Source organism: Pediococcus inopinatus (genome assembly GCF_002982135.1).
GTDB classification, from domain to species: Bacteria; Bacillota; Bacilli; order Lactobacillales; family Lactobacillaceae; genus Pediococcus; species Pediococcus inopinatus.
Genome location: NZ_CP019981.1, coordinates 1,439,798 through 1,465,865 on the forward strand (window position 1 = coordinate 1,439,798; position 26,068 = coordinate 1,465,865).

At 38.8% G+C, this 26,068-nt stretch carries 26 protein-coding genes; 2 read left to right on the plus strand and 24 right to left on the minus strand.

Annotated elements, in window-relative coordinates:
* Positions 1-45 precede the first annotated feature (45 nt).
* Positions 46-1,428: a C1 family peptidase gene (locus tag PI20285_RS07330; RefSeq protein ID WP_057773859.1), complete on the plus strand. Its 1,383-nt coding sequence runs from the start codon at positions 46-48 to the stop codon at positions 1,426-1,428.
* A 422-nt stretch (positions 1,429-1,850) separates the two neighbouring features.
* On the opposite strand, the gene PI20285_RS07335 is transcribed toward PI20285_RS07330, so the two are convergent.
* From PI20285_RS07335 to PI20285_RS07345, 3 genes are all read right to left on the minus strand, one after another.
* The gene (locus PI20285_RS07335) at positions 1,851-2,522 is read right to left on the minus strand and encodes a 2,3-bisphosphoglycerate-dependent phosphoglycerate mutase (protein ID WP_057773862.1); all 672 of its coding nucleotides are present in this window, start codon (positions 2,520-2,522) and stop codon (positions 1,851-1,853) included.
* Between the two features lie 2 nt (positions 2,523-2,524).
* Positions 2,525-3,592, minus strand: coding sequence for a DMT family transporter (locus tag PI20285_RS07340; RefSeq protein WP_057773863.1), 1,068 nt, complete (start codon positions 3,590-3,592; stop codon positions 2,525-2,527).
* A gap of 127 nt (positions 3,593-3,719) precedes the next feature.
* Positions 3,720-4,673, minus strand: coding sequence for an AEC family transporter (locus tag PI20285_RS07345; RefSeq protein ID WP_057773866.1), 954 nt, complete (start codon positions 4,671-4,673; stop codon positions 3,720-3,722).
* Between the two features lie 192 nt (positions 4,674-4,865).
* Here PI20285_RS07345 and PI20285_RS07350 point away from each other — a divergent pair, with 192 nt between their 5' ends.
* A complete protein-coding gene (locus PI20285_RS07350; RefSeq protein ID WP_105782263.1) occupies positions 4,866-5,945 on the plus strand; it encodes an LCP family glycopolymer transferase in 1,080 nt (359 codons plus the stop codon).
* A 44-nt stretch (positions 5,946-5,989) separates the two neighbouring features.
* Here PI20285_RS07350 and accA read toward each other — a convergent pair whose 3' ends face one another.
* From accA to PI20285_RS07455, 21 genes are all read right to left on the minus strand, one after another.
* Positions 5,990-6,769 carry a carboxyltransferase subunit alpha gene (gene accA / locus PI20285_RS07355; RefSeq protein ID WP_057773869.1) on the minus strand — a complete coding sequence of 260 codons (780 nt, stop codon included), beginning with the start codon at positions 6,767-6,769 and terminating at the stop codon, positions 5,990-5,992.
* On the minus strand, positions 6,762-7,559 hold the full coding sequence (locus tag PI20285_RS07360; protein WP_057773871.1) for an acetyl-CoA carboxylase carboxyltransferase subunit beta: 798 nt from the start codon (positions 7,557-7,559) through the stop codon (positions 6,762-6,764). The genes accA and PI20285_RS07360 overlap by 8 nt, the downstream gene beginning before the upstream one ends.
* Entirely contained in the window at positions 7,543-8,886 is a 1,344-nt protein-coding gene (locus PI20285_RS07365; protein WP_057773873.1) for an acetyl-CoA carboxylase biotin carboxylase subunit, read from the minus strand. The genes PI20285_RS07360 and PI20285_RS07365 overlap by 17 nt, the downstream gene beginning before the upstream one ends.
* Entirely contained in the window at positions 8,879-9,274 is a 396-nt protein-coding gene (locus PI20285_RS11850; protein WP_057773875.1) for an acetyl-CoA carboxylase biotin carboxyl carrier protein, read from the minus strand. Before PI20285_RS11850 ends, PI20285_RS07365 begins: the two co-directional genes overlap by 8 nt.
* Positions 9,275-9,287: 13 nt before the next feature.
* Positions 9,288-10,268 (minus strand): beta-ketoacyl-ACP synthase III, encoded by a 981-nt coding sequence (locus PI20285_RS07375; RefSeq protein ID WP_057773879.1) that lies wholly within the window; start codon positions 10,266-10,268, stop codon positions 9,288-9,290.
* A 205-nt stretch (positions 10,269-10,473) separates the two neighbouring features.
* Positions 10,474-10,974 carry a PTS sugar transporter subunit IIB gene (locus PI20285_RS07380; protein ID WP_057773881.1) on the minus strand — a complete coding sequence of 167 codons (501 nt, stop codon included), beginning with the start codon at positions 10,972-10,974 and terminating at the stop codon, positions 10,474-10,476.
* 2 nt (positions 10,975-10,976) lie between these two features.
* A complete protein-coding gene (locus PI20285_RS07385; RefSeq protein WP_057773883.1) occupies positions 10,977-11,387 on the minus strand; it encodes a PTS sugar transporter subunit IIA in 411 nt (136 codons plus the stop codon).
* Between the two features lie 30 nt (positions 11,388-11,417).
* Positions 11,418-11,789, minus strand: a complete 372-nt coding sequence (locus PI20285_RS07390) for a DUF956 family protein (RefSeq protein ID WP_057773885.1) — start codon at positions 11,787-11,789, stop codon at positions 11,418-11,420.
* A gap of 20 nt (positions 11,790-11,809) precedes the next feature.
* Positions 11,810-12,223, minus strand: a complete 414-nt coding sequence (locus PI20285_RS07395; protein WP_057773887.1) for a DUF956 family protein — start codon at positions 12,221-12,223, stop codon at positions 11,810-11,812.
* A gap of 139 nt (positions 12,224-12,362) precedes the next feature.
* The gene (locus PI20285_RS07400; RefSeq protein ID WP_057773888.1) at positions 12,363-13,277 is read right to left on the minus strand and encodes a PTS system mannose/fructose/sorbose family transporter subunit IID; all 915 of its coding nucleotides are present in this window, start codon (positions 13,275-13,277) and stop codon (positions 12,363-12,365) included.
* Positions 13,278-13,296: 19 nt separating this feature from the next.
* Complete coding sequence (locus tag PI20285_RS07405) at positions 13,297-14,112, minus strand: PTS mannose/fructose/sorbose transporter subunit IIC (RefSeq protein ID WP_057773889.1); 816 nt, start codon at positions 14,110-14,112, stop codon at positions 13,297-13,299.
* Positions 14,113-14,144: 32 nt separating this feature from the next.
* Positions 14,145-15,116 carry a mannose/fructose/sorbose PTS transporter subunit IIA gene (locus PI20285_RS07410; protein WP_057773890.1) on the minus strand — a complete coding sequence of 324 codons (972 nt, stop codon included), beginning with the start codon at positions 15,114-15,116 and terminating at the stop codon, positions 14,145-14,147.
* A gap of 249 nt (positions 15,117-15,365) precedes the next feature.
* Positions 15,366-18,254, minus strand: a complete 2,889-nt coding sequence (locus PI20285_RS07415) for a sigma-54-dependent transcriptional regulator (protein ID WP_057773892.1) — start codon at positions 18,252-18,254, stop codon at positions 15,366-15,368.
* A 262-nt stretch (positions 18,255-18,516) separates the two neighbouring features.
* Positions 18,517-19,410, minus strand: a complete 894-nt coding sequence (locus PI20285_RS07420; protein ID WP_063696711.1) for an IS3 family transposase — start codon at positions 19,408-19,410, stop codon at positions 18,517-18,519.
* Positions 19,407-20,081, minus strand: a complete 675-nt coding sequence (locus PI20285_RS07425; RefSeq protein ID WP_057775631.1) for a helix-turn-helix domain-containing protein — start codon at positions 20,079-20,081, stop codon at positions 19,407-19,409. The genes PI20285_RS07420 and PI20285_RS07425 overlap by 4 nt, the downstream gene beginning before the upstream one ends.
* Before the next feature lie 542 nt (positions 20,082-20,623).
* The gene (locus PI20285_RS07430; protein ID WP_057773514.1) at positions 20,624-20,905 is read right to left on the minus strand and encodes a head-tail connector protein; all 282 of its coding nucleotides are present in this window, start codon (positions 20,903-20,905) and stop codon (positions 20,624-20,626) included.
* Positions 20,906-20,970: 65 nt separating this feature from the next.
* Complete coding sequence (locus PI20285_RS07435) at positions 20,971-22,482, minus strand: phage major capsid protein (RefSeq protein ID WP_057773516.1); 1,512 nt, start codon at positions 22,480-22,482, stop codon at positions 20,971-20,973.
* Positions 22,479-23,630, minus strand: a complete 1,152-nt coding sequence (locus PI20285_RS07440; RefSeq protein WP_057773518.1) for a phage portal protein — start codon at positions 23,628-23,630, stop codon at positions 22,479-22,481. The genes PI20285_RS07435 and PI20285_RS07440 overlap by 4 nt, the downstream gene beginning before the upstream one ends.
* Positions 23,631-23,632: 2 nt before the next feature.
* A complete protein-coding gene (locus PI20285_RS07445) occupies positions 23,633-23,803 on the minus strand; it encodes a hypothetical protein (RefSeq protein WP_245080555.1) in 171 nt (56 codons plus the stop codon).
* Entirely contained in the window at positions 23,778-25,487 is a 1,710-nt protein-coding gene (locus PI20285_RS07450; RefSeq protein WP_057773574.1) for a terminase large subunit, read from the minus strand. The genes PI20285_RS07445 and PI20285_RS07450 overlap by 26 nt, the downstream gene beginning before the upstream one ends.
* Positions 25,480-25,953 carry a phage terminase small subunit P27 family gene (locus PI20285_RS07455; protein ID WP_057773522.1) on the minus strand — a complete coding sequence of 158 codons (474 nt, stop codon included), beginning with the start codon at positions 25,951-25,953 and terminating at the stop codon, positions 25,480-25,482. The genes PI20285_RS07450 and PI20285_RS07455 overlap by 8 nt, the downstream gene beginning before the upstream one ends.
* Between the last annotated feature and the right edge of the window lie 115 nt (positions 25,954-26,068).

Below are 26,068 nucleotides of genomic sequence, written 5' to 3' on the forward strand. Positions count from 1 at the left end.
TTAATCAAGATTTAAGCATTTACTAATTATTCTTTTTCGACTACAATGTTTATATATCATAGGTTAGGAGTGAACACATTGAGTAATAATAGTATTTCTAAAGAACAAATTGCTCGTTACGCAAAGAATTATAACGAACAAAACAAATCAAAAGTCCTTGAACGCGCGGTTACAAAGAACGGTATTTTAGCTACTAGTGAAGGCCTTCGTGGCGGAGCTGATTTTAGTCCCGTTTTCTCAATTGACTTAAAGACAGGTGCTGTTGCTAACCAAAAGCAAAGTGGCCGTTGTTGGATGTTTGCTGCATTAAACACAATGCGTCATCATTTATCAGATGAATTTAAGTTAAAAGATTTCGAACTCTCACAAAACTACACTTTCTTCTGGGACAAGTTTGAGAAATCAAACTGGTTCTACGAAAATGTGATTGCTACAGCCGACAAACCAACTTCAGACCGTAAAGTTTCATGGTTAACTAACGAACCTCAAGGTGATGGTGGCCAATGGGACATGTTATGTGCCCTCATTGACAAGTATGGTATCGTTCCTGAATCAGTTTATCCAGAAACTTACAACAGTAACAAATCAAACGAATTCAACACCCTCTTAAACGAAAAGCTTCGTAAAGATGCTGTTGAACTTCGTGAACTTGTAAATGATGACAAAACATCAGATGAACAGGTTCAATCACGTAAAGAGAAAATGTTAGGCGAAGTTTACCGGATGGCTTCATACAGTTTCGGCGAACCTCCTGCAACATTTGACTGGGAATATCGTGATGATGACAAAAACTACCATCGTAAAGCTGGTTTAACACCCAAATCATTCTATGAAAAATTTGTTGGTTGGGACCTTAAGGAGTACGTTTCAATCATCAATGCTCCTACAGATGACAAACCATTCAACCATACTTACTCAATTGAAATGTTGGGAAATGTCGTTGGTGGCCGTCAGGTTAAACATTTAAACTTAACAATGCACGACTTCAAGCAAGCTGCTATTAACCAACTTAAAGCTGGTCAAAGCGTTTGGTTTGGTTGTGATGTAGGTCAGCATTCAGAACCAAGAACCCGTGGATTATTGGATCTTGGCGTTTACGATGAAGAAGCCCTCTTCGATATTGATTTATCAATGTCTAAGGCAGAACGCTTGGATTACAGCGAAAGCTTAATGACACATGCAATGGTTATTACAGGTGTTGATTTGGTTGACGGCGAACCTAAGAAATGGAAAGTCGAAAACAGCTGGGGCGAAAAAGTTGGCTCAAAGGGTTACATGGTCATGACAGACGATTGGATGAGCGAGTATTGCTACCAAGTTGTTGTGAACAAACAATTCTTAACAGAAGCCCAACGTAAGGCACAAGCTGAGGAACCAACTCAATTATTACCATGGGATCCAATGGGTGCTTTGGCATATAAAGATTAGTGAACGGAACAACACGTTAAAGTTCAAATAAATAGGGGCGCTGTCAGCAGGAGAAATCCTGCTGTAGGCGTTCCTATTTTTTTGGACTTGTGTTGTGCAGTTGTCCTAAGATTAGTGAACGAAACAAATCGTTAGTCCCACAAAAATAAGTAAGGCGAAAGTCAGGAGAATTCCTGGCTGGGAGCTTTGCTTATTTTTTGTGGGACTGATTTGTGCAGTTGTCCTAAAATTAGTGAACTAAACAACACGTTAAAGTTCAAATAAATAGGAGCGCTGTAAGCAGGAGAAATCCTGCTGTAGGCGTTCCTATTTTTTTGGACTTGTGTTGTGTAGTTGTCCTTAATTAACTAAATAACTCAAATACAAAAAAAGAGCCACCCAAGTTTGAAAAAACAGATCAAACTTGAAGCAACTCTTTATTTTTAATCTAAGAACTTCTTACTAATAATTTTCAACTGGTCATCAAACTGGTAAACAATTGGTTCCCCGTTTGCCACTTCAACCCCATCAATACCTTCGTCACTAATTTCTTCCAAGTATTTGATCAACGCACGCAAAGTACTCCCGTGTGCTACAACCAATTGATTCTGTCCATTTAGCAAACGTGGTGCAATTTCATCTATCCAATACGGTAATAATCGCTTATAAGCCATCTCAAGGCTCTCACCGCGTGGTTCGATGTCTCCAAGCTCAACGTATCGCCGATCTGATTCAGTCGCTTCTAGCAACGGCGGAACAGCCTTAAAGCTCCGGCGCCACAAAGCAACTTGACGAACACCGTAAATTTCTCGCGTTTTATCCTTATTTTGGCCACGTAAAGCGCCATAGTGACGTTCATTTAAGCGCCAGGCCTTGTGAATCGGTAACCAGTTCTGATGAATCTGATCCATGACAATGTCTGCCGTTGTAATTGCGCGCTTTAAAAGTGAAGTATGCACATCTGTAAACTGAATCTGTGTTTGTTCAATCAGTTGGCCTGCCCTTTTAGCTTCAGCTCTTCCCTGCTGAGTTAGCGGGACATCGCTCCAACCAGTGTAAACATTATCACGATTTGCTTCACTTTGACCATGCCGCAATAAGACTAAGTAAGTCATTTTTAATCCTCGTCTTCAAAATTTGAATTTAAACCTTTCACTTTATCTTCCAAGTGACTTTTGACTTTATTTCCTAATTGACTCTGAATTTCCGATTGATCTTTTTCAGGATACACAGGTTGACCCATTTCTGAACGAACTGATTTGGAACGGTTTCCCATAAATGTGACGACCGATCCTAACAAAATAATCACAATTCCCACAATCGTTGGTAACGAAATTGTTTCACTTAAAATTAAAGCAGCTAAAACTGGTGCCAAGGCTGGCTTGATGAAGAAGACCAACGAAGCCGTTGAAACATCGGAAGTTTCCATTGCCAAGAAGTAGAAAGCAAAACCACCACCCGTTACACAGACACCGATGAAGAATAGCAGTGGTAAATATTGCCAACTGATGTTGTGAACAACTGGGATACTGACAAATTGTTTAAGGAAACTAACTTGTCCCATTGCACGTCCAATCATAGGGACATGCGTTAACATGATAATTACAAACAATTCAACAGTACCTGTTAAAAAGGTGAAACAAGTCATCACAATCCCGTTTAAATCTCGTTTTTGTGATCCATAACGGGAAATAATACTATAAAGACCAAATGTTAACGCCGATGTAACAGCTAAAGTTAAGCCGACTATGTTTTTAATATGCGTTGGGTTAACAATGACTAACAATCCAATTACTGACACAATAACAGAAATTAAATTAGCCCGGCCCAAACGCTCATGGAGAATTAAATATGAGAAAATCAAGGCAAAAACTGGATTACAGCTGAACAACACCGCAACGGTTGCTGCTGGAGAATACACAATGGCCAACTGATAAAGCGTCATACTGATGATGACACAGACAAATCCGGTTAAACCAAACAGTCTTAAATCCTGCCAGTTTAGTTGCCGATGCTGCTTTTTCAAGGCGCTCAAGGCAATTGGTAGTAAAACTAATCCACCCACTGCGAAACGAATGAGATTCAATTGAATTGGATCAAATGCCCCACCCGCTAATTTAAGTGCAATTTCCATTAAACTAAACATTAAAGTTGAAAAACTAATATACCCAACTGTTTTTCTCAATTTCCTTATTATCTCCTTAATTTTGACAAACTTATCTTTCAATTTCAAGCAAAAGCACTACTTGCTGCCACTAACATCCGTGTCGATGCCGAATCGGACTATCCCGCAGCTTTCGAGGCCTCTTTTTTTATTTAATTAATCCTGATTTAACAAACATCATTAATAATGGAATAATTATTAAACTTAACAGGGTCGTTTCTGTCACCATAATAGCGGCATAGCGCTCATCTGCTTGATATAACTTGGCTACCACAGGCGCATTTGTCATCACTGGCATCGCTGACTGCAAAATAAACACTTGCTTCATTAGAACTGGAACTGGCATCGGCAACACAAGAATTGTCATCAGTAACGGCGCAAAAATAAACCGACCGGACAAGACCCCCAAGCTTTCACGATTCAACGTCATATTTTTAATTCCTGCTCGTTGAATCGCAATTCCAATGAAGAACATGGAAAGCGGGATCGTTAACCCACCAATATATTGACAATCCGATAAAATAAACTGCGGCAATTGAATGTGAAAAAGCACTAAAAAAACGCCCACGATAAAACCAAGTAATGGCGGTGAAAAAATTTTTCCGAGCGTCGTTTTTAAATTAAATTGATGAGCTTGGGTACCGTCTCGCTGAATAAGCCAGACACCCAGTGTCCAAAAGATTGTGGTGTTGGCCATGTAATAAACCAACACATATGGAAGACTACTAGTCCCAAACAAAGCCATATTAACGGGTAGACCAATAAAAACTGTGTTTGAATTTAAAAACATCGATTCAAACAATCCCTTATGCTGCTCCTTAATTCGCAGTACCCGTACTAACACCATAGATAATGCAAATAGAATCAACATAGACAAAACTGGAAACCGTAAATCTGGAAGTGTACTTAATAGTGTTTTTGCAGTAAAATCATGAGTAATCGTACTAACCATATAGGCTGGCAATGCAATTTGCGTCACTAGTTTGGCGATGAGTCGTGATGACCCTTCATCAAACCATTTTCGCCAGGATAGAATGTAGCCAATGGCGATCATGACAATGATGATCACAACACCTTGGATACTATGTAAAAAAATTGTGATATTATCCCTTCTTCAAGTGGTGTATGATGTTAAAATACCGAAACAATGATTACAGTATAGCATATTTTCATAGACCATTTTCACAAAAAGCCTGGTAAATATGGTGTAATCATTATGAAAACGCACACATTATTACAATCGAAATTAACTGAAAAGAGGACTACGTTAGTGAGCGAGAAAAAAGAAAAACACATGAAAAGCACAAAAAAATCATCCAAAAAAATTTGGTGGGGGGCAGCCATCGTTGTATTACTTTTATTAATCGGTGGTGGTATCAAAGCTTACACCATGTACCTGAGTGCCCAAAAAACAATTAACCAATCTTATCAAAAGGCAAAAACGCCTACCGCCCGGAATGTGGCCAAAGTTATTAAGAATAAAAAACCTTTAAATATTTTAATTTTAGGTACGGACACTGGTGCATTAGGCCGAAAAACAACTGGTTTGAGTGACACGATGATCGTTGCATCCCTAAATGCTCAAAAGAAAACCACTTACATGACTAGTATTCCGCGCGATACAGAGGTGACTATCAAAGGGACAACAGAAAAAATAAACTCCGCCTACGCAATTGGAGGCGCCACACAGTCCATAAAAACTGTCCAAAACCTCCTCGATGTTCCTGTTGATTTTTATGTCGTGATGAACATGGGCGGTTTAGAAGATCTCGTAAAATCTGTTGGTGGCGTCGATGTCACTCCACCATTAACTTTTAAGTATGGCTCAGCTAATGTTAAAAAAGGCGTCAAAACCCATTTGACTGGTAAAGAGGCTCTCTCATACTCACGCATGCGCTACGATGATCCCGATGGCGACTATGGTAGACAAAAACGCCAACGCCAAGTAATTTTAGCAATTGTTAAAAAAGCTCTTTCCATTTCTTCAGTAACTAGGTTCCAAACTATTTTAAATTCTGTAAAGAAAAATATGAAGACCAACCTAACGTTCAATGATATGTTGGCACTTCGTTTTAGTTATAAGAATGCTTCCCATCATATAAAATCAACTACTTTGAAAGGCGAAAGCGAAATGATTGACGGGTTATCCTATCAAGTAGCCTCAATGTCAGAACGCCGCCGCGTGTCAAATAAAATCCGTAAAGAACTGGGCTTAGCTGCGACAACCACGCTTAAAGAAAGCGAAGAAAGCTCCAGCACAACTAGCTCATCTACTGATCAAACAACAAGTAGCAGTGCCGCTACCACTTATAATTACGACTCATCGACGTATGCATCTAGTTCAGATGTCACTACGCAAACGGCGCCTTATTAATAGAAAAAGGATTTGGAAAAATTCCAAATCCTTTTTCTTTACATTTAATTCAGTTTTAGCACATGTTCAAATTTAGTTTGCCGCTGTTTTTTTAGTTGGTCCGCATTTAAACCTTCAAAAGATTGTAAGGTGGCTACCAATTCATCATCAATTCGTTGAACCAGTGCGTTGGTTGGCGTTTCATCGATTATATCATCCACCAGTCCAATTTTTTTAAGTTGTTGAGCCATCATTGGTAAAAATTCGCTAGCCTCACGGGTGTCATCGTGGTTTTTTAAAATAGCCTGAACCGCCTCTGGGGAAGCCACTGAAAATAACGCATTTTCTAACATCAAAATAGCATTCGCATTGCTAAATGCTAAAGCACCACCGCTATGTCCCTCACCTAAAAATAGTGCCACATTAACGACCTTTAACTGCCCCATTTTTAAGATCAAATCAGCAATCGCTTCACTTTGCCCATGCTGTTCAGAAAAGACACTGGCGTCTGCCCCAGGCATATTAATGAAACTAATAACTGGCCGATCAAACTTTTCGGCAGCTTCAATTACTCGTAAGGCTTTGCGATAGCCAGTTACACGGACTGCCCCACCATTGAATTCGCGTCGTTGTTGAATATTAGTTCCCCGATTGATCCCAATAATCGTAACTGGATGATGATGAAATAATCCGACGCCGGCCGTCACCGCTGGATCATCTCCTAGTTGCCGATCACCATGAACCTCAAAAAAGTGTGTCACTAACTGACTGATAAGTTGTTGGGAGGTTAATCGTTTAGGCGAACGCACTAACTTAATTCTTTCTTCTAAAGTTTTCTCACTCATGGTTACCTCCAGAATGAAGTCGCAACAAATTAATTAGTTGATTGCGCATATTTTCTCGCTGGACAACTTGATCAACTAACCCATGAACCAGTAAATCTTCAGCCGTTTGAAACGTATCAGAAAGTTGCTCGTGGGTTGTTTGGGCAATCACGCCTTTTCCAGCAAACCCAATTTGAGCGTGATCTTCAGCCAAAACATAATCTGCTTCAAATCCAAAACTAGCCGAGGCGCCACCCATGGTCGGATCCGTCAAGATATTCACAACCAGATTTTTACTATCTGCCAATTTTGTCCACTGATTCAAGATCGTGTTCATCTGCAACAATGAAAAAATTCCTTCTTGCATCCGGGCCCCACCTGAAGTAATGAAAAAAATCAGTGGTAAATGCCGCGTAACCGCCTCAGCCATTGCCTGTTTAATTACAGCTCCCACCGTAGTGTTTAAGGTTCCCAGCATGAAATGGCTATCCATCACAGCCAGAACCGTTGAAAAACCACCAATCTTAGCAGTGCCCGCTTTAATTGCTTCTTCTGTGCCACTGGTAGCTCGGGCTTTTTTTAATTTCTCCGAGTAACCGGGGAAATCTAAAAAATTAGTACTAACTTCAACGTTTTCAAACGCTTGCCAGCTATCAGGATCAATTGTAATTTTTAACCGCTGGACACTAGTCAATCGCTGCAAGTAACCACAAAAGGGGCATAGATAATTTGGATACCACTGAAGTTCGTGCACATGTTCTCCACAATGCCGGCAAGCTTGCCAACTATTCTTTTCAGGCATATGACTCATGTGATTGTTCCTCCATTAGTTTCCCTACAGAATGAATGTGATAGTGATTCTCGGCAAATTGACTACTGTTAATTAATTGCTTTAATTGCTTTAAATTAGTGCCAACTCCTGTAACTTCAACTTGTTTTAAAGCAGTCTTCATTTTTTCAATTGCTGCCTCACGCGTTTTACCAGATACGATTATCTTTGCCAACAGCCGATCATAAAATGGCGTAATCACATCACCTTTTTGGAGGCCTGTATCCACACGCACTCCTGATGGCAGCTTAAATTGCGTAAGCTGGCCTGTCTCAAACTGATGATGAGACGCCTCATTTTCAGAATTTAAGCGGCATTCAATTGCATGTCCTGTAAACTCGACTTGCTGAATGGATAGCTTTTTACCTGCCGCCACCTGAATTTGGGCCTGCACAATGTCAATCCCACTCGTTTCCTCTGTAACGCCATGTTCCACTTGCAAACGTGTATTCATTTCTAAAAAATAAAATTGGTGGTGCACAAATAAAAACTCAACGGTTCCCAAGCTTTGGTAATGGGATTTATCCAACAATTGGTGCACCAGCTTATACAAGATGGTTCGTTCCGCTTTCGTTAAAATTTGCGCATTACTCTCTTCAATAATTTTTTGCCGATTTTTCTGCAAGCTACAGTCACGATCACCTAAAATCAGTAATTGATCGGGCATCCCCAGCACTTGCACTTCCATGTGCCGAGCATCTTCAAACGCGCGCTCCAAATAAATAGCCCCGTCCAAAAAAGACGCCCCTGCCTCCTCTTTGACAAGCTGATACTTATCAAAAAGTTCTTTTGCAGAGTGAACAAGCCGGATGCCTTTGCCGCCGCCGCCATGACTGGCCTTCAATAAAACTGGATACCCTAGCGCATTGGCCTTGGCATACAGTTGGGGCTCACTTGTGATCATTCCTGAGCCCGGAATAATCGGTAATCCACATTTCTCAGCAAGTGTGCGCGAATTGGTTTTATCAGAAAAATCATGAATCAAAGCAGGTTGTGGACCAATCCAGGTTATCCCACATTCCGCACACATTTTGGCAAACAAGTCATCTTCAGACAAAAATCCATAGCCAGGATGCACTGCATCAGCATTGGTATTAACGCCAGCCATTAAAATTGCCTCTCGATTAAGGTAAGAATCCATCGCATTTGCTGGACCAATACAGACAGCTTCATCCGCTTGTTGCACAAATAACGCTTCTCGATCAGCCTCTGAATACACGGCAACCGTCGCAATTCCTAGTTTCTGACAAGCGCTAATAATCCGTACGGCAATTTCGCCCCGGTTAGCAATTAAAACTTTCCTAAACATTTTGAGTACCTTTTAACGTGATTAAGGATTGATGATACTCAACTGGATCTCCATTTTTTACATGGAGTTCACTAATCACGCCTGATTGAGGACTAGTTACATCATTAAACAATTTCATGCTTTCAATCTGAGCAACCACGTCGCCTGCTGCAACTTTCTGCCCAACTTTTAATTGTTTTTCCAAATGAACAACGCCTACCATCGGGCTGCTGATTACCAAATTAGCAGATTTCGCTTCTTGGCTTGTATGGTTAGGCGTTGGCTCTGAAGAAGTTTCATTCATTACTTTTTTTACATGAATTTTAGTTTGGTCGATTTCGATCTCTACTTCACTGAAGTTCATTTGATCTAGTTTATCTAATAATTTATTGATATCTTCTAAATTCAAATTAAGTAACCTCCTAGAAGTTAATTAGCATACTAGCATAGTCTAAACCAGCACCAAAACCAGTTAACAACACTTTTTTAGGCTGGCCTTTAACCCTTGCCAGTTCGTCTAGCGCCATCGGAATTCCAGCTGATGAGGTATTCCCATAATGCGTGACATTTACCGGAAACTTTTCAATCGGAATCATCAGTGTCTCACTAATTTTTTCAATAATCCGAAGATTGGCTTGATGACAAATAACCGTATCAATGGTTTGCGCATTTAATTGGTTATTTTCTAAAATTTGCTTCATTTGTGTAGGAACCGTTTCTGTAGCAAAAGCAAAAACTGATCGGCCATCCTGATAAAATGCATCTGTTTTTGGATAATTGTCTGCCGAGATTGTTTGAATCGGCTGAATTCTACCACTATGAATCGTTTGATTCGCGCTCCCCATTGATTGCAATTTCTCATCAATAAAAAATTCTTCACGCGCATCATCTGTTGTTTCTAGTAAGGCGCCACCAGCCCCGTCTCCAAAAAACACAGCGGAGGTTCGATCCTTAAAATCCATCATCTTAGAATTAGTTTCGCCACTAATGACTAAAGCTTTATGATACCGTCCAGACCGTAAAAACTTCTCTGCAGTACTCAAACCAAATACAAACCCCGCACACGCAGCGGAAATATCCATGGCAAAGGCATTTTTAGCACCTAGTTTATCTTGCACAATGCAGGCCGTCGCGGGCGTTAAGCTGTCTGGGGTGATAGTAGAGACTAAGATTAGGTCAATTTCATCAGCTTGGACACCACTCTTAGTTAAAAGTTGTTTGCCAACTTCCGCACATAAATCTGAGGTGTTTTCATCATTCATCGCAAAATGACGTGTCTTGATCCCGGTATGTGATTGGATCCAGTCATCATTTGTATCCATGATTTTACTTAACTCAAAATTATCGACAATGCGCTCCGGTACATAGTGACCCGTAGCCGCAATTTTGATGTTTACCGTCATTTTCCGTTCCTCGGTTACAACTGTTTTCTTTATTTTAACAATTTTTTCTGTGATTGGGTAATTTAACCTTATTTCTAATCAAAACTTTAACTCTTTTTGTTGAAATATTCCTTTTTCTAGTATAAAAAATAGAACTAAAGTATGGACTTAATTTGGTCAGCGTTCGCCAACTAAATCATTCTATTCTTTAGTTCTATATTAAGTTTTATAACTTATTTTTTGCTAACATCGTGATCATGTCTTTTTTACCATCATTTGGAATCTTTTGTGCAAACACCTGTAACCCCGCATCATGTAAAGAACGAATCGTGCTAATTTCTTCTGGTCCAACCGCAATTGAATCGTTGAGCATCGTCATTCCTTCAGAAAAAGCCAGACTGCCAATATCAATTCCTAGCTCTTTGAAATCCATCCCACCATGCACAAGTCTCAACATATCTTGCACGGTTTCGGTTAACAAAAGGACCTTGAAGGCATCGAAACGATCATCTGCATAAATTCGAAGCATTTTATCAATTGTTAAAACGTTGGTATTGACCCCAAGCGGTGCGGCTTGAACAATCAGCATCTTTCGCAATTCATCATTGGCCACACTGTCTGACACCACTAATATTCGATTCGGTTTAACACTTTTAGCCCATCCGGTTGCAATTTGACCATGAAGTAAACGACTATCAACCCTTGCCAAACAAATCTTCATTGTCAAAACTACTCGTCTCCCTCATCTTCTGGCAATTGCAAATGGCGAACACCAGATTTGGCACTTTCTTCTAGACGAGAAATTGCATCACTCAATGATTGCTCACGCACCACGTAAGCCTCACTTAACATTGCTAAATTTAAACCAGTAATCAGGCCCATTTGATTCGCGTGTTTTGCCACAATTTGACCGGCCACATTAAATGGCGTACCGCCAAACAAATCAACTAAAAATATAACCTGATCGCTTGGATCAAAACTACTCAAAGCAACTTGATAGTCATTCAATAATTTCTTGGGATCTTCATCAGGTTCCAAGGTTACTGGCACAACCTTTTCTTGCTTACCAAATATTTCCCAAGATGACTTCATAATACTCTTAGCAAAATCTCCGTGGCTCGCTACAACGTATGCAATCATTACTGTTACTCCTCCTTTGAAGCTAAGTTATTACTTTTTTAGAAGATCTGTAAAACTATGACGAAGCCGATCGAACATATCTTTTTCATAGACTAATTGTTTGGCATCTAGGTAGCTTCGCATAGCCTTTAAAACCTTTTGAGGATCCTTGGTTGTGAATACATACCCAATATTTCGATTAGTTTGAACAGAGAAACGCACAATCTTACCCTTTCGAATGCCCCGCGATGCCACAACATGGCTAATTTCATTCCAGGGTATAAAAACAAAGTTTCGATTTTTTTGGTTGTTAATAAATTCAAATCCTTTATCACCAATCACAATTTTTCCACGTTGATTAGCCCCCACAAATAAATCCGCAGAAACTTTTAAATCAATTTTTGTGTTCTTTGTTTCATTCATTGACTATTACTTTCCTTTAGCTATTTTGACTTAGTCTGCCTGTGTCCCCCAACTTTGTTCTTAATCTTCTTAAAGATATTACTTGAACCCCGTGTGATAACTTGAAAGAACGTTAAAGAACGTACCATGTTTTTAGGCTCAACATAGACTCGAATTGCTCGTAAAGTTTTTTTGGCATCCCGAGCGGCAAAAGAATAGGTCCCGTTTGATTTTGTCTTGATAGCAAAACGAGGAATCCATTTACCTTTAAAAATAACCGAAGCCACCACATAGCTAACTTCAGTCCAAGGAATCTGAACATAATCCTTAACATTTCGGGCACTATAAAATTCAAACCCTTTATCACCAATCATAATTTGTCCATAACTGCCTAGTCCGATATATGAAGTTCCCTTCATCACTAGATCAACTTTTGTATTGATAGATTCAACCATTTGCTCAACTCCATTCTCTTGTTATTACTGCCATTATACGGCGACTTTATCATTTGGGCAAAGTTAGTCACCATCTTATTAATCTACCTAATTAATAAAAAAAGCCCGGGAACTAAATCCCAGACTAATTCTATACTTATTACATAACGTGTAAGACATGTAAGATGATACCAACGAAGAATAAACCAAAGATAATAACGATTGGTGAAACACCCTTCTTAAGTAACCACATACAGAATAATGTAAGAAGTAATCCTGCTAAACCTGGAATCAATTGATCCAAGTTATCTTGTAAAGTTGTCACTTTATATTTATCCAAAGATAAACCAGCAGCCTGTTGTGTCAAAGCTTCTTTGATCCCAGCAGCACCCTTTGGAAGATGAGCCCAATCAATGAAGGCACCCTTAGCTTGTTCAACTTTTGAAACAACTGGGGTGAACTTAACAACAACCCAACGGTTAATTAAGGCTCCTAAGATAAACATACCTAGAATTGAAGCACCTTTAGTAACTTTTTGTAGTAAACCGCCAGACATATCTTTTGAAATTGCAGAACCGGCTTTATAACCAAATTCTTGTGTATACCAAGTAAATGCCATTCGAATAATATTCCAAGCAATAAAGAAGATGATTGGTCCCATGATATTACCACTCATGGCTAATGAAGCACCCAAAGCACCTAAAATTGGACGAACAGTAAACCAGAACACTGGATCACCAACACCAGCCAAAGGACCCATCATACCAACTTTAACACCTTGAATAGCTACATCATCAATTGGTGCACCATTAGCACGATCTTCTTCAAGGGCCATTGTAACCCCGAGAATTGGAGAGGCTAAGTAAGGATGAGTGTTAAAGAACACTAAATGCCGTTTCAGAGCTTCTGCACGATCTTCTTTTGTTTTATATAATCTTTTAAGAGCTGGGACTAAAGAATAAGCCCAACCACCATTTTGCATACGTTCATAGTTCCAAGAACCTTGAAGGAAAGTTGAACGCCACCAAACGGAAACACGATCTCTTTTTGTTAATTTCAATTTTGTATCTGCCATTTTTTGTTTGCTCCCTTCATTAATAGTTGTCTATGACATCGCCGAGTGGGTCACCAGAATTATTGGCTCCCGTATCATTACTTGATCCACTGCCACTGTTACTTGATAAGTTCAAGTAAATTAAGGCGAATGAAACACCAATTGCACCTAAACCAATCAAAGTTAATGATGGAATTGTTGCCATTACAAAACCAATGGCAAAGAATGGCCATACTTCAGCAGTTGCCATCATGTTGATAACCATTGCATATCCAACGGCAACAACCATACCACCACCAATGGAAAGACCACCGGTTAACCATGAAGGCATTGCGTTCAATAATGCACGAACAGGAGTAGCACCAACAGCTAAGATTAATGCTGCAGGGATAGCAATACGGATACCTTGTAAACAGATATCAATCCATTGCCACATGTCTAACTTAGCAAAACTACCTTCTTCAGCAGCTCTATCCATAATATGAACAATCATAGTTGAAATTGTCCGAACAAGAATTGTAAGTAACAATCCAGCAACAGCTAAAGGTACAGCAATGGCAATCGCAGAAGCAACTCCTGCTCTACCTTGGCCACCTAAAACTAAAATAATTGCAGAAGCAACACCAGCTAAAGCAGCATCGGGTGCAACAGCAGCTCCAACGTTAGCCCAGCCTAAAGCGATCATTTGTAACGTACCACCTAAAATTAAGCATGGCATCAAATTTCCAGTAACTAAGCCGATCAACGTACATGAGATAACTGGTTGGTGAAATTGGAATTGATCCAAGATACCTTCCATACCAGCTAAGAACGCAATGAGAACGACTAAAATCATCTGAATAGCGTTTAAATTCATAACGATTAATCCTCCGTTTTCTTTATTTTAAATTATTCTTGTTTTTGTAACTGAGTCTCTGCTTTTTTAAGAATTTCATCCATATTGTCTTTTGAGTCGGTTGGGACTTTACGAACATCGAATGTAATTCCATCAGCCTTCAATTTAGCAAATGTATCAATATCTTTTTGATCAAAAGCTAAAACCTTGTTAGGTTGAACTTTACCAACTGAATGTGACATAGAACCTACGTTGATAGTCTTCAGTGGAACGCCACCTTCAACGGCTCTAAGGGCATCTTGTGGTGTTTCAAAAAGCAATAATGCTCGTTGACCACCGAAATGCTTGTCATCCTTAGATAACTTGATCATCTGATCGATTGGCACAACATGTGCCTTCACACCTGAAGGAGCAGCCTGTTTGATCATGGTTGTCCGTAACTCATCTTTGGCAACACTGTCAGAAACAACAATAATTCGAGTTGGATTAGTAGCTTTTGACCAACCAGTTGCAACTTGTCCATGTAGTAAACGTGAATCAATTCGCGCCAAAACATATTCAAGCTTTCCAGGCTTACCAGCAGCAGCCCCTGTATTTGCAGGTTTTGCAGATGCTTCTTTGACCTGTAATTCCTCTGGTCGAACCTTAACACCTTCAATGGCAGTCTCTTGGATATGAGCCGCGATATCACGTGCACTATCCATAGACATTCTTGAAGAATATGCCTCAATCAACATTGGTAAGTTCAAACCGGCAACAATCGCCCATTTGTCTTTGTGAGCTTCAAACAAGTTATTAACTTGATTAAATGGTGTTCCGCCCCAAAGATCAACTAAGAACAACACCTCATCTTGGTTCTTGAAAGTAGCAACAGCTGCTTCCAATTTTCCTTTAATGTCGTCAGGTCCTTCGCTGGGCTTTAATGTAACAGCTTTTACGTCTTCTTGATCTCCAAAGATCATTGATCCGGATTGCAAGATTCCGTTAGCGAATTCACCATGACTAGCAATGATAATCCCTACCATTTCTATACCTCCTATTATGATTGTTACAGTAAATAAAAATAAACAAATAATTTCTCAATCGCCTGTAACGAAATTTGATCCTTACAAGTACAAGACCATCTTTTTTGCACTCACTTATATATAAGCAAAAACCGTGCCAAAGTACACTAAATGAAAACGCCTACTTTAAAGCGTTTTAAAATAACACACAAAGCTGATACAGTGTTGTGTATCAGCTTTGTGTGTTATTTGTGAATCAATTTTGTGTATTTAGTTAGTTAAACTGACCGTTTCATCTTTAACTTGCCAGCTTTCAAGGAGTTTCACAATGTAATAAACTTCTTCTGGTGGTAATTCAATTCTAATTCGGTGAAGATACATATCATCCACTGCCTTCACTGCTGAATACCACTTAGAATTGACCATCTCTTTTAATTCTGCATCGCTGGCCGATATTTCACCATTCGTCAACGAGCGTTCGATGGCTCCTGCGATATGCATGATGAGATTAATTTTGAACGGTTCGCTGAATTTTTTATTTGTATCAGCCTGAAGTTGATCAATGTACTGCCATAAAACATCGGTAATTTTATGTGGATTAATAAAAGTATAAAATTCATCCAAGTATTGTGCACAAACTTCTTTGGTTAGTTTCATATCCTGATGGCTATCAAAAGAACTGAGGGAATCGCGCTCTAACACTTTATCAAGGAACCGTTCGCCGCCACCTTCCAAAAGATTTTGTAGGGGCATGAATGGCACTTGAATGCCAGGATGCGTAACACCAGTTGTCGCAATAATTTGATACTCCGTTTGGAGGCTGTGGATATGTTCATCCATATTAACTAAAGATATTGGAATTACCTTAATATCTTCAATTAAGTTTTCCACTAATAATTGGTCCAACATCGATTGAATTTTCTTGGCCGTTCCTTCACCTGTTGAACAAATTGCCACAATTGCCTTTGGACGGACTGACGTTGAATTTGTTTCCTTTGAACTATTCGGCAATTCTTCTTTTTTCGTACTGGCATTCACACGAGAATAGCCACGGAATTCGCGGAGCTCTGAATAAATAGCTGCTAAATCCGTTTCAATAAAGGAAGCCTTTCGAGCTGCCTCCAAGACCATCGCCGTTGTGACCATATCAATGGTCTTAACCGGGATATGCGTTTCTTCCGTAATCTTGGTGCCAAAAGTACTTAACGATCCCATATCAACAAGTAGTAAAACGCCATTACCTTCATCAGCACGATTAACACACTCCACAATATCCTTATAAGCCGTTTTAGGATTCATGTCTAGAGGCATATCAAACGATTGAATGGTGTTATCAGATAGTAATTGAGACACAACCTGAACCATGGATGTCGCCGTGCTGCTTCCATGTGCGGCCACCACAATACCAACTTTCCCAGAGGTTGGTGCCACTTTTAGTGAAACAAGCAAGATTGCTAAATAATAGCTTTCAGATTCAGGAATCGGCACATTATAACGATTTTCCAACTGGGCCTTAATTTTTTGTGCCACCTTCATCTCGTCAGGATACTCTTCCACCATGGCAATCAAATCACGACTCATTGTTCGCATTGGTTTCCCAGACTGAATTCTTTTAATGAAGGAACTAATATGCAAACTCATAGCATACAAGAAATTATCGCGAAAATTATAGTCTAAGATTTTTTCGATTTTAACTTGCGTTTCCTTGGTGAAATCAATGATATCTTGATTCACAATTTCTGCAAGTTTTGACTCACCGCGTGTATCATCTTCATCTGGCGAAAAAGTTTTTAAATGAAGATTAATATCAGTCGTAATGAAATGATTGATATGCTCTTGGTCTAATCCTTGCTGACGAAGCAAAGTCGCCTTATCACCAATAATTTCATACAGATTATATGGCAATTCATAACTATCATTTCGGTTCGTTAACACGTGGGTATCAGAATCCGGCTGAATGGTCATGTAAGGCTCTAATAACTTAGAAATTTCGCCTGAATCACGACGATTAGCCGCAAGATGAACTAACCCATCCTTAATATTCGGTGGCAAGTCATCCACTGTAATCACAATTTCGTTTTCGTTTTCAATGCTATTTAAAAAACCACGTGCGCAAACCAGTTGGATGTTTGATTTCAACTGACCAACGTTTCCGTAAGTCACACTACCTAAAAGCGACTGGACAACATCTTCTGTTAGCGTAATTTGCTTGTGAGTCCGATTGGCTTCAAGGCTTAACAGCACCTTTAACAATTCAACTCGTTCTTTTGCACTCCGTTTATTAAATGCAGGTAATTGGATGGTAATCGGAATTCGGCGAACGAAAGTTTTTAATAGAGAACTTTCTGGATCTTCCGTTGTTGCACAAACTAAACGCACATTAGCATGGTGAATCTTAGAAGTCTCACCCAATTTGCTGTAGGTGCCGTGGTCCATGAAATAAAAGATCATTTCTTGGCCTTCGGGAGGTAACCGATGCACTTCATCCAAAAATAGCATCCCGTTATCAGCCTCTTGAATCAGCCCATCTTTCTCTTCGTCTGCACCCGTGAAAGCACCCTTTACGTACCCAAACAAATGTGACATTAACAGCTCTGGATTATGCGAATAATCCGCACAATTAAAGGTAATTAGTTGATCGTCTTTTTTTATTAAATCCTGATTTTGAGCAAACTGAAACATGGCATTAGCAAAGTATGTTTTACCAGATCCGGTCGGGCCAATCACGAGGGTATTCAAGCCACGTGGTGGATACAAAATTGCAGCCTTGGCCTGTTCAATCTGATTACGCATACTAGAGCTATTCCCAATCATGTGCTCAAAAACATCACTGATACCTGCTGATTTTTTTGGTTTTTCAGTGTGCTCTAAGCCACTATGAATACGGCGTTTGCCTGCCGAAAGTGGTGATGTAATTACTTCTTTTTCGGGCTCTTGAGCTGCGCCGCGACGACAATAACGAACTGGTCGTCCCGCCAATTTAGTTAGTTTTTCTTCACGGACCAGTTGATTCAATTCTTTGCTGACATTGGAGCGGATCAAATCTAACTCATCAGCCACTTGTTCTGTAGTAAAAGTTTCTGCACCGGTTAACTGATTTGTTTCATCCGGAGTTGTTTTTTCGACAATATATTGGTAAATCCGATCTTTTCTCTTCATATTAGTTGTTCCTCAGTTTTGTGCGTTCATTTTTGATACACTTAATAATACAGTATCATTTTAGCACACCGGGTTAATTAATACAGAATTTAATCCTTAGTAGCTCGCCATCCTTGATGCTTTGGCTTTTAAAGCAGGCTTGGTTATTGAATACATTATCTAAACGCCCATTGTGTATCATCTGATTAAACAAAAAAGTCCATGGATTTGCACTAGGCCCTGTCAAGTTGACAGATGAAATAATATAAATTTAAGTTTGTTTCTAAATGGCTTCATTCCAGTATTCATCTGGAGTGAGGCCATTTCTTATTGCTGAACGGTTATGGTGGTTAAAATAATATATTCCATCTTCTACAAGTTTTACTAGTTCTTCATAAGTTTTTGCCAACGGATGGCGAGCCATCCAACGAAGTTTAAATTCATTCCACCAACGTTCCATCGGAGCGTTGTCGTATGGAGTGCCTGGTCTTGACATGCTACGTGTCACGTTATAACGAGCCAAATAATTATTGAAAGCTCCAGAAGTATAAGCAGATCCTCGATCTGTGTGAATTAATGGATGAGCATTACTAAATTGATTGAAAGCTCGCTGAAATACTTGAATTTCGGCTGCACTAGTCTCCGTCAGGCTTAGATTGTAGGCTAACAGTTTTCGCCCGTATAAATCTAAGACACCACTTAAACGTACCTTGTGCTCACCATTTACACCGTAGGTTAATTCAGTTGAGTCTGATAACCAAACTTGATTAGGTGCCGTAACTTTGAAGCTTTGATTTAAAGTGTTATCCAGGATATATTGATCAGACTGTTTAACCCGATTATGTTTCTTAACCTTGATTTCACAGCGTAATCCGAGTTCACGCATAATTCGTTTCACTTGTTTAAGTGTCACAGCAAAAGTGACTTGGTTATCTTTTTCTAGGTTAGTAAGAAGATTCCCAGCTCCTATTCCTTGAAAATGAAAATCAAACCAGTATTGGACACGCTCCTTAAGTACTTTATCTTGTCTTTCCCAAGATGTTATTTGGCGATTAATTCCTTTGTAATAAGCTTGACGGCTTACGCCGACAACTTTAAGTAGTTTGGTGACCGCTCCTTGTTTCCCCTGACTGACTTCACTTATGGCCTGATATGCCAGTCGATGCTGTTTATTCACTCCCTGCGCTGAATTTCTTGAAATTTTTTTATGAAGGCTTCCATAAGTTCTTTATCTTTCAACTCTGATTCTAGTTGTCGGATTCGCAAATTAGCTTTTTCTAAATCAGTTAGTTCACTTAGTTGTTTATGATGTCCACGATTATCAATCAGAGCTTCATAGCCAGCTTGTTTTGTTTTAAGTACCCATGAGCGTGCTTGCTGATAAGAAACAGCGAAATGTTCGGCTGCTTCAGCATAACTATGTTTGTGTCTTGTCACATATTCGACAACCTCAATACGTTCCTTAAAGTTGGTTTTACGACTCATAATAGGGACCTGCTTTCTAAACGGCGAGGCCGTTATTTGTTTATCCCTATTATACCTGGAAACCCAATTGAGTATCTGAGTCGTTGATCGTAATCCATACTTTATAGCTATTTCACGATACGTGCCTTCACCATTCAAAAAATCACTAATGGCTTCCCGTTTTAACTCCTTAGAGTAATGCTTGTTATGATGGGCTTCGGAAAGCTCTTCGGTCCCGCCACTTTGATACTTTACTTGCCAATCTTTCACAGTTTGGGTTGCAACCTTATTGTGTTTGGCAAAGTTACCTAAAGATAAGTTTGACTGTTTAAATTCCGTCAATATCGCTAATTTTTCAGCCGCTGTATATTTAGATCTAGGCATAGAAAAATCCCTCCATGATAATCAGATGAATTATATTATTTCATCTGACAACCATAAAGGGATTATTGCAATTCTCAAAAATGAGAACTCATGAACTTTATTTTATGCACCCAAGAAGGGTTGATCATAATCAGTTTAGAATGCCTATGTACAGGCGTTTATAGCACATACGATAATTTTTGACTATCCTTTTGACTGTCCCCTAAAAATATACTGACCGAGGTAAGCACCCACTAGCTAGAATCTAGTGGGATTTTTTTATGTATGTGGTGGTATCTCTACCACCAATATCAATTAAAGGTGAAGCCTAAAATTGGAATAAATGAACATTTCAAAGTTGCAAAATAAATATCGCTTAAAAGCGAAAAATACAGAAATGATGATACCAACTATTGTTAGTTACGATCTACCCTATATTTTTAGTCTACAATCGCATTAATTACCGTCAAGATTGCTCTCACAGTAAACCGACCTACAAATAACGTTCTCCCACAGAATTTTTATTTGTACCTATATTATATCATCTAATAGACATATTTTCATTAATTGTCATTTATCTTTCCTCTTAATTGTTGGATCATAGAAACCACTTGGTATGGTGTTTCTTTCATATCTGTATCACGATTGCTATACCAAAATTGAACCAATAGAGACACAGCAAAGTTAAACTGTGGATATGTTTCCAATTGCTCTACTGTATGTGTACTGTCCACGGCGTTTTGAATATACGCTACTGCTGTATCTATATATGTTTGAATTAAAGCACCATCATCTGTTAAATCAATTCTTAAACTTCTTTCGATATCCTGAACTGTTACACTCAAAAAAATCACTTCCTGTTTTTATAAAATTTATATTATATGTATAGGCGGTTGCCCGCCTGATTAAATTATTTAGCTGGTGTAGCTGCGCTTGCTGGTGCTAAGGCAAGATATACCATGGCTTTATCATCAATAACAGAGTAGCAGTTACGGACTACTACAGCCAAGCCTTGTGAATAGCTGTCAAATTGTTGCCAGTTAGTAGTTACTTGGTTACGTTTGAAGATTGCAAGGTATTGTGACAAGTCACCCACAAATAATGGAAAACTGCCGTCTGTCTCATCTGGTAATAAGGTACTTGGTACTACCACGATTGGAGCACCTAACAATGCAGAACCTGTAGGAGCTGTGGGGTCAGTTTGTAGCATGTAACGCCCTTCACTATCCTTCAATTGGTCAAGGTAGTTATAACCGCCTTGGTTGGTAATAATAATCTTATTTAAAGCGGGGTCTAAATCAACGTTAAAGGCTTTCTTGATTCCGTCAACACTAGTAATGGCTGACTTGGTAGCTTTCTTTAGTAATGCCACAATATTGCTGTTATCAGTGTTATTAACTAGCTTTTGTAATTGTGCCTGAACTTCGTTTACGATTGGTACCTCTGAATCGTCTACAATTTCTTGAGATAAATAGATCTTGCCTGCTCGTGTTGCAACCTTAAAATTAACACCAGTAATGCCAGCGTCAACGTCTGCAATAGTAGCTAGCTCGTCTTTAGTTGCTAAAATAGCATTTGAGTTAGTAGAAATAGGATAAACACCTGATGGAGCTGAAACAGTCTTAACAGTTGCGAAGCGCCCTAAATTAGCGTCATTTTGCTTATATTCAAAAATTGGCGTAACTACTTCACTAGGAACAACAGCAGTGTTGCCTTCGGTTGTTAAGCCGTCCCGTTGCTCGCCCTCACTTCGGATATAGTTCTCAAATGATCGTGTTTCTGTTTTTTCTTTTGTATTATCAATAATAGTTTTTTCCATGTTTGTATTCTCCTCTTTTGTTTGGTTCATAAATTTTTCATAGCTACGTGAATCTACTGCAACACTTGTAGAATCGTAAGCAGGTACTGCTACCACACTCACATCAAACAGGGACTTAACACTATTAATTGTGCGTGTAACGTTGCCTGAATCGTCTTTCGTGAATGTGTCGCCATCTTGTGCAACTGCAAAGCTAAAACTAGCACTATCCACATTGCCACTTGATACTTCTTCATAAACGTCATTAGCAAAGCTTGTGTTAGGCAAGGTAGCGTCAAAATGAAGTCCTTTATCATCTACCGCTAGCTTTAAAGTACCGGCCTTAACGCTAGCTAAAACTTGGCTGTAATCATGGTTAGCTAACATTAAAACGTTACTCAAGTCCACACCGTCAAATGCCTTAGGGCTAACCACCTCTGTGAAGCCGCCTAAGTCTTTGCTAGGGCTGTTAAATACGACTGCATAACCGCTTAAGGTTTTACCTTTGCTATCGTTGTCATTGGTATCTGTATCAGTGTTATCTGTGGACGTATCAGCTGTTTCATTGTCTGTTGGTTCGTCTGCTCTTAACTCTGCTTTAGTTGTGAATCTTTTTTCTTTCAATTTGTAACCTCCTCATTACTGTTTAAGTCCTCAATAGGAACATAATTTTTATTAAATAAAATCTGATCGCCATTATCCACGGGTGCCAGTCCAATTTTTGAACGAGCTTCATTAACCGTTAGCAAACCACCTTGCAAGCCTTTTAAAGCTAAATCTTGGTTAGTTGCTGGGTCTGCACTGAAAAGTTTATCCGTGTTAAATGTGTACGTGCCAGCCAGTTTACTGTTAATCTCGCTAGTAAAAACTGCAAAATAATTTGATAGTGAATTTTGTAAGTAAAGAATATTACTTTGTTCATTACTTGAATGGCTATTTTCTACGCCTAATCTTTCGATAGGAATACCGAAAGCCTCTGCAATCTGCCGACTACTCCAGTCATTGGAATTAATGAATTTCAGAACGTCCGTATTCACTTCTAAATTACTCAAGTCCATTGAAGAATCAAGCACTACAGTTTTTAAGGCATTGTTGCCACTGTTGGCTTTTTCAAATTGCGCTCGTAAGTTTTCTTTTGAAGCTTCACTCAAATCAGACTGATTAACCTTTAAAACGCTTGTGCCATTAATTCCATTTTTAAAGAAGCTATTCAGCAAACTATTGCCTGATTTTTGTACTTGGATCTGATCTTTCAACGCATATAGCGGACTAACTCCCACAATGCCATCTTGTGTGAAATACTTAAAATGTAGCATGTTGACAGGCGCAATCTGACGCGAGTTAAATCTGTTTTGCTTATAGTTATAGGTAACTATTCCGCTCTGATCGTCCTGTTTTACAGTCATTTGACTGTTCTTAATAAAATTAAGCTGTGTCGGTCGTCCGTTATTATCTCTAATAATTTCAGCAAATGAATTGCCATTTAAAAGTAAATTAACGGCTAACGCAAACTTAAAATTAAATCCGTTCATTAATGAATTAGGATTATCATTCAAAAGCTTAGCAGTTTTATCGTTACTGCCTTGAATTGGATTGCTTGCAATATCAGATGCAATTACTCGAATGGCAGTAAACACATCTGCATTTCTTAAAGATCCTGCACCTACATACACAGAACTATCATCACTACTCATAGAAACAAGTGCATCAAGAAATGCCGTATCTTTGTCTGGTTCAATATCACTCTTATTACTTCCCATAAAAAAACTCATGTTTAACCTCCTTTCTCGTAGTTAATCAATAATGCAATTACTACCATGGCAACGCCTAAAACAATCAAACCAATCTGATAGCCTAGCCATAGCCACAAGCCAACCACGATTAACAACAAACCAACAACCAGCAGAACAGTTTGAAGATTAAAGATTGAATGAATAGTTTTCATAATATTCATTGTCTGCTTTCTCTCCTTCCTGTTTATCGTAGTATTCATATCCCACAACATAAGCATTTATTAATGAAGCAATCTCATCAATTCGATTAGCGTGTCTTGCTTTATCAATCATGGGGTTATTATTTGAATCATATTTTAAAATGGCATTATTCACGTTGTAAGCTAGTAACTTATTTTCCGTATGAACAATATTGCCTTTAAACAATTCTTCTTTAAATCGTTTTGTAGAAATACTCAATGTCTTTGGCCCTTGACGTATTTCAATCAATGGATAACCTGAACTTTCAAATTTAGGTAGCAAATAGTCAAAACTCCACGGATCATAACAGATACCTTTTACAGTCCAGTTATATTTACCAATCATTTCACGAATATAGTTAAACACCTGATCATAATCAATCACACCACTATCGAGTTTGGTTATATCGCACTCACCTAATCCCTCTAAAGAACGATAATCAATTCCATCTGTTTTAATTTTTTGATCTAGTCCATATTTAGTGGCAACAAAGGCATGCGAATCAACATAGAATTTACTGTTACCAATTGGAACTAACCAACTAACTGCGGTAAGGTCTGAACTTTTACTTAGATCCACACCTATAAACACATCACGATTATTTAAATCTGGTTTGTTCTCAATCTCGCCAGCTTGCCAGTCATCACTAGCAATGTAAGAATTTTCACTTGCCTGTTTCCAAACGTTGAAATTTTTAGTCAGCAATGAATTTAAAGAGTTTTGTTTGATTGCTATATCAAGATCTGATTGAATTTGTTCAGTCATTGTCTTAGCAATTAACTTGTTACTCATCAATGGATTAGCCTTGATCCAATTAGCTTGGTCAAATACTTCTTTGTCCTCATCAAGTTCATAAATTAAAGCAAAATAGCGTTCAGACTTTTCTTTACCAGCGAGTACTTTACTTAAGTACTCATAATCTTCATGCATTGGACTGTTAAGCTCCAAACCACTGGTAGAAATAACGGCAATTAATGAATTAGGTTGTTGAATTGTCCCACTCTTCAAAACGTCATAAACAGCCCGTGTCTTAGCTTTGTGGTACTCATCAATAATTCCTAACGTTGGATTATAACCGTCTAAACTGGAAGTATCTGTTGCCAGTGGTACGGCCTTGCTATCACTATCTAAATCATCAATTTCACTATTAAGAATCTTTAAACGTCTACGCATATAAGGTGACTTGCTTGCCACCTGCTTTAGTCCGTTTTGCAATTGGTCAAAGGCTAGATGTGCTTGTTTTGAAGAGTTTGCAGTAAAGAGGATTTGTCTTCCACGGGCTGGTGCGCTTTCCATTAATAAAGCAACCGCACCAATTGCAGAGATTAGAAAACTTTTACCATTCTTTCTAGCAATACTTATAAACGCCCGATTAAAACGCCTATAACCTGTATCATCTTCACGCCAGCCATATAATGAACCAATTACAAAACACTGAAATAATTCAAGATGTAATTCTTTGCCGTCCGTCGTGGGTAGCATTCCCACAAAATTAATAGCTTTTTCAGCTATCTCATTATCAAAGTAGTAAGGAAAATTTTTTGTTCGTTGTCGCTTAAGATCGTTTAAGTGACGTTGACAAGCTTGCTTAACTTTTTTGCCTGCTAAGATATCGCCTGATAGAATCTTGTTGCAATACTCTTTAGTTCTATCCACCACTTAGCACCCTCTCGAACGGGTCGCTTGGCTTATCGGTTTTAGCATTATTCAATTCAAGCTTGGCTCTCGCATTTACTGACAAACCTAATTCAGTGGCCGTTACCTTAATTGTCTTAATAGCCTCATGCTCTTCCATAATGTATGGATTGCGTACCTTAGTACCAGTAGTAGAGGTAACTACAACACCGTCATGGTTTACTTCTTGTTCGCAAAGCTTGTACTGGGCAAAAGCATTACAATAAATTTCAATCAAGGTTCTATCCAACTCACTTACTGGAGTATTTTCAGCCAGCAAAGGAACAATTCTATTCCATTCCTCCACAGCTTCCCTCTTCATTCCTTGAGGTGGTTCAAAATTTAACTTTGGATATCTTTTTAATGCCTTTTCAGCGTCTTTATGTTGAGAAAGCTGCTCTTTTGTCATGTGCCCCTTGATGTTTTCAACCTTTTTTATCTTTCCCAAAATTGTTCATTTCCTTTTTCTTATTTAAACTAATTATACACCAATACACGAACGATTACACGAAATTTCATCTTTATAGTTCGTATTTCATTGGATTTTTATAAAATGAAAAGTT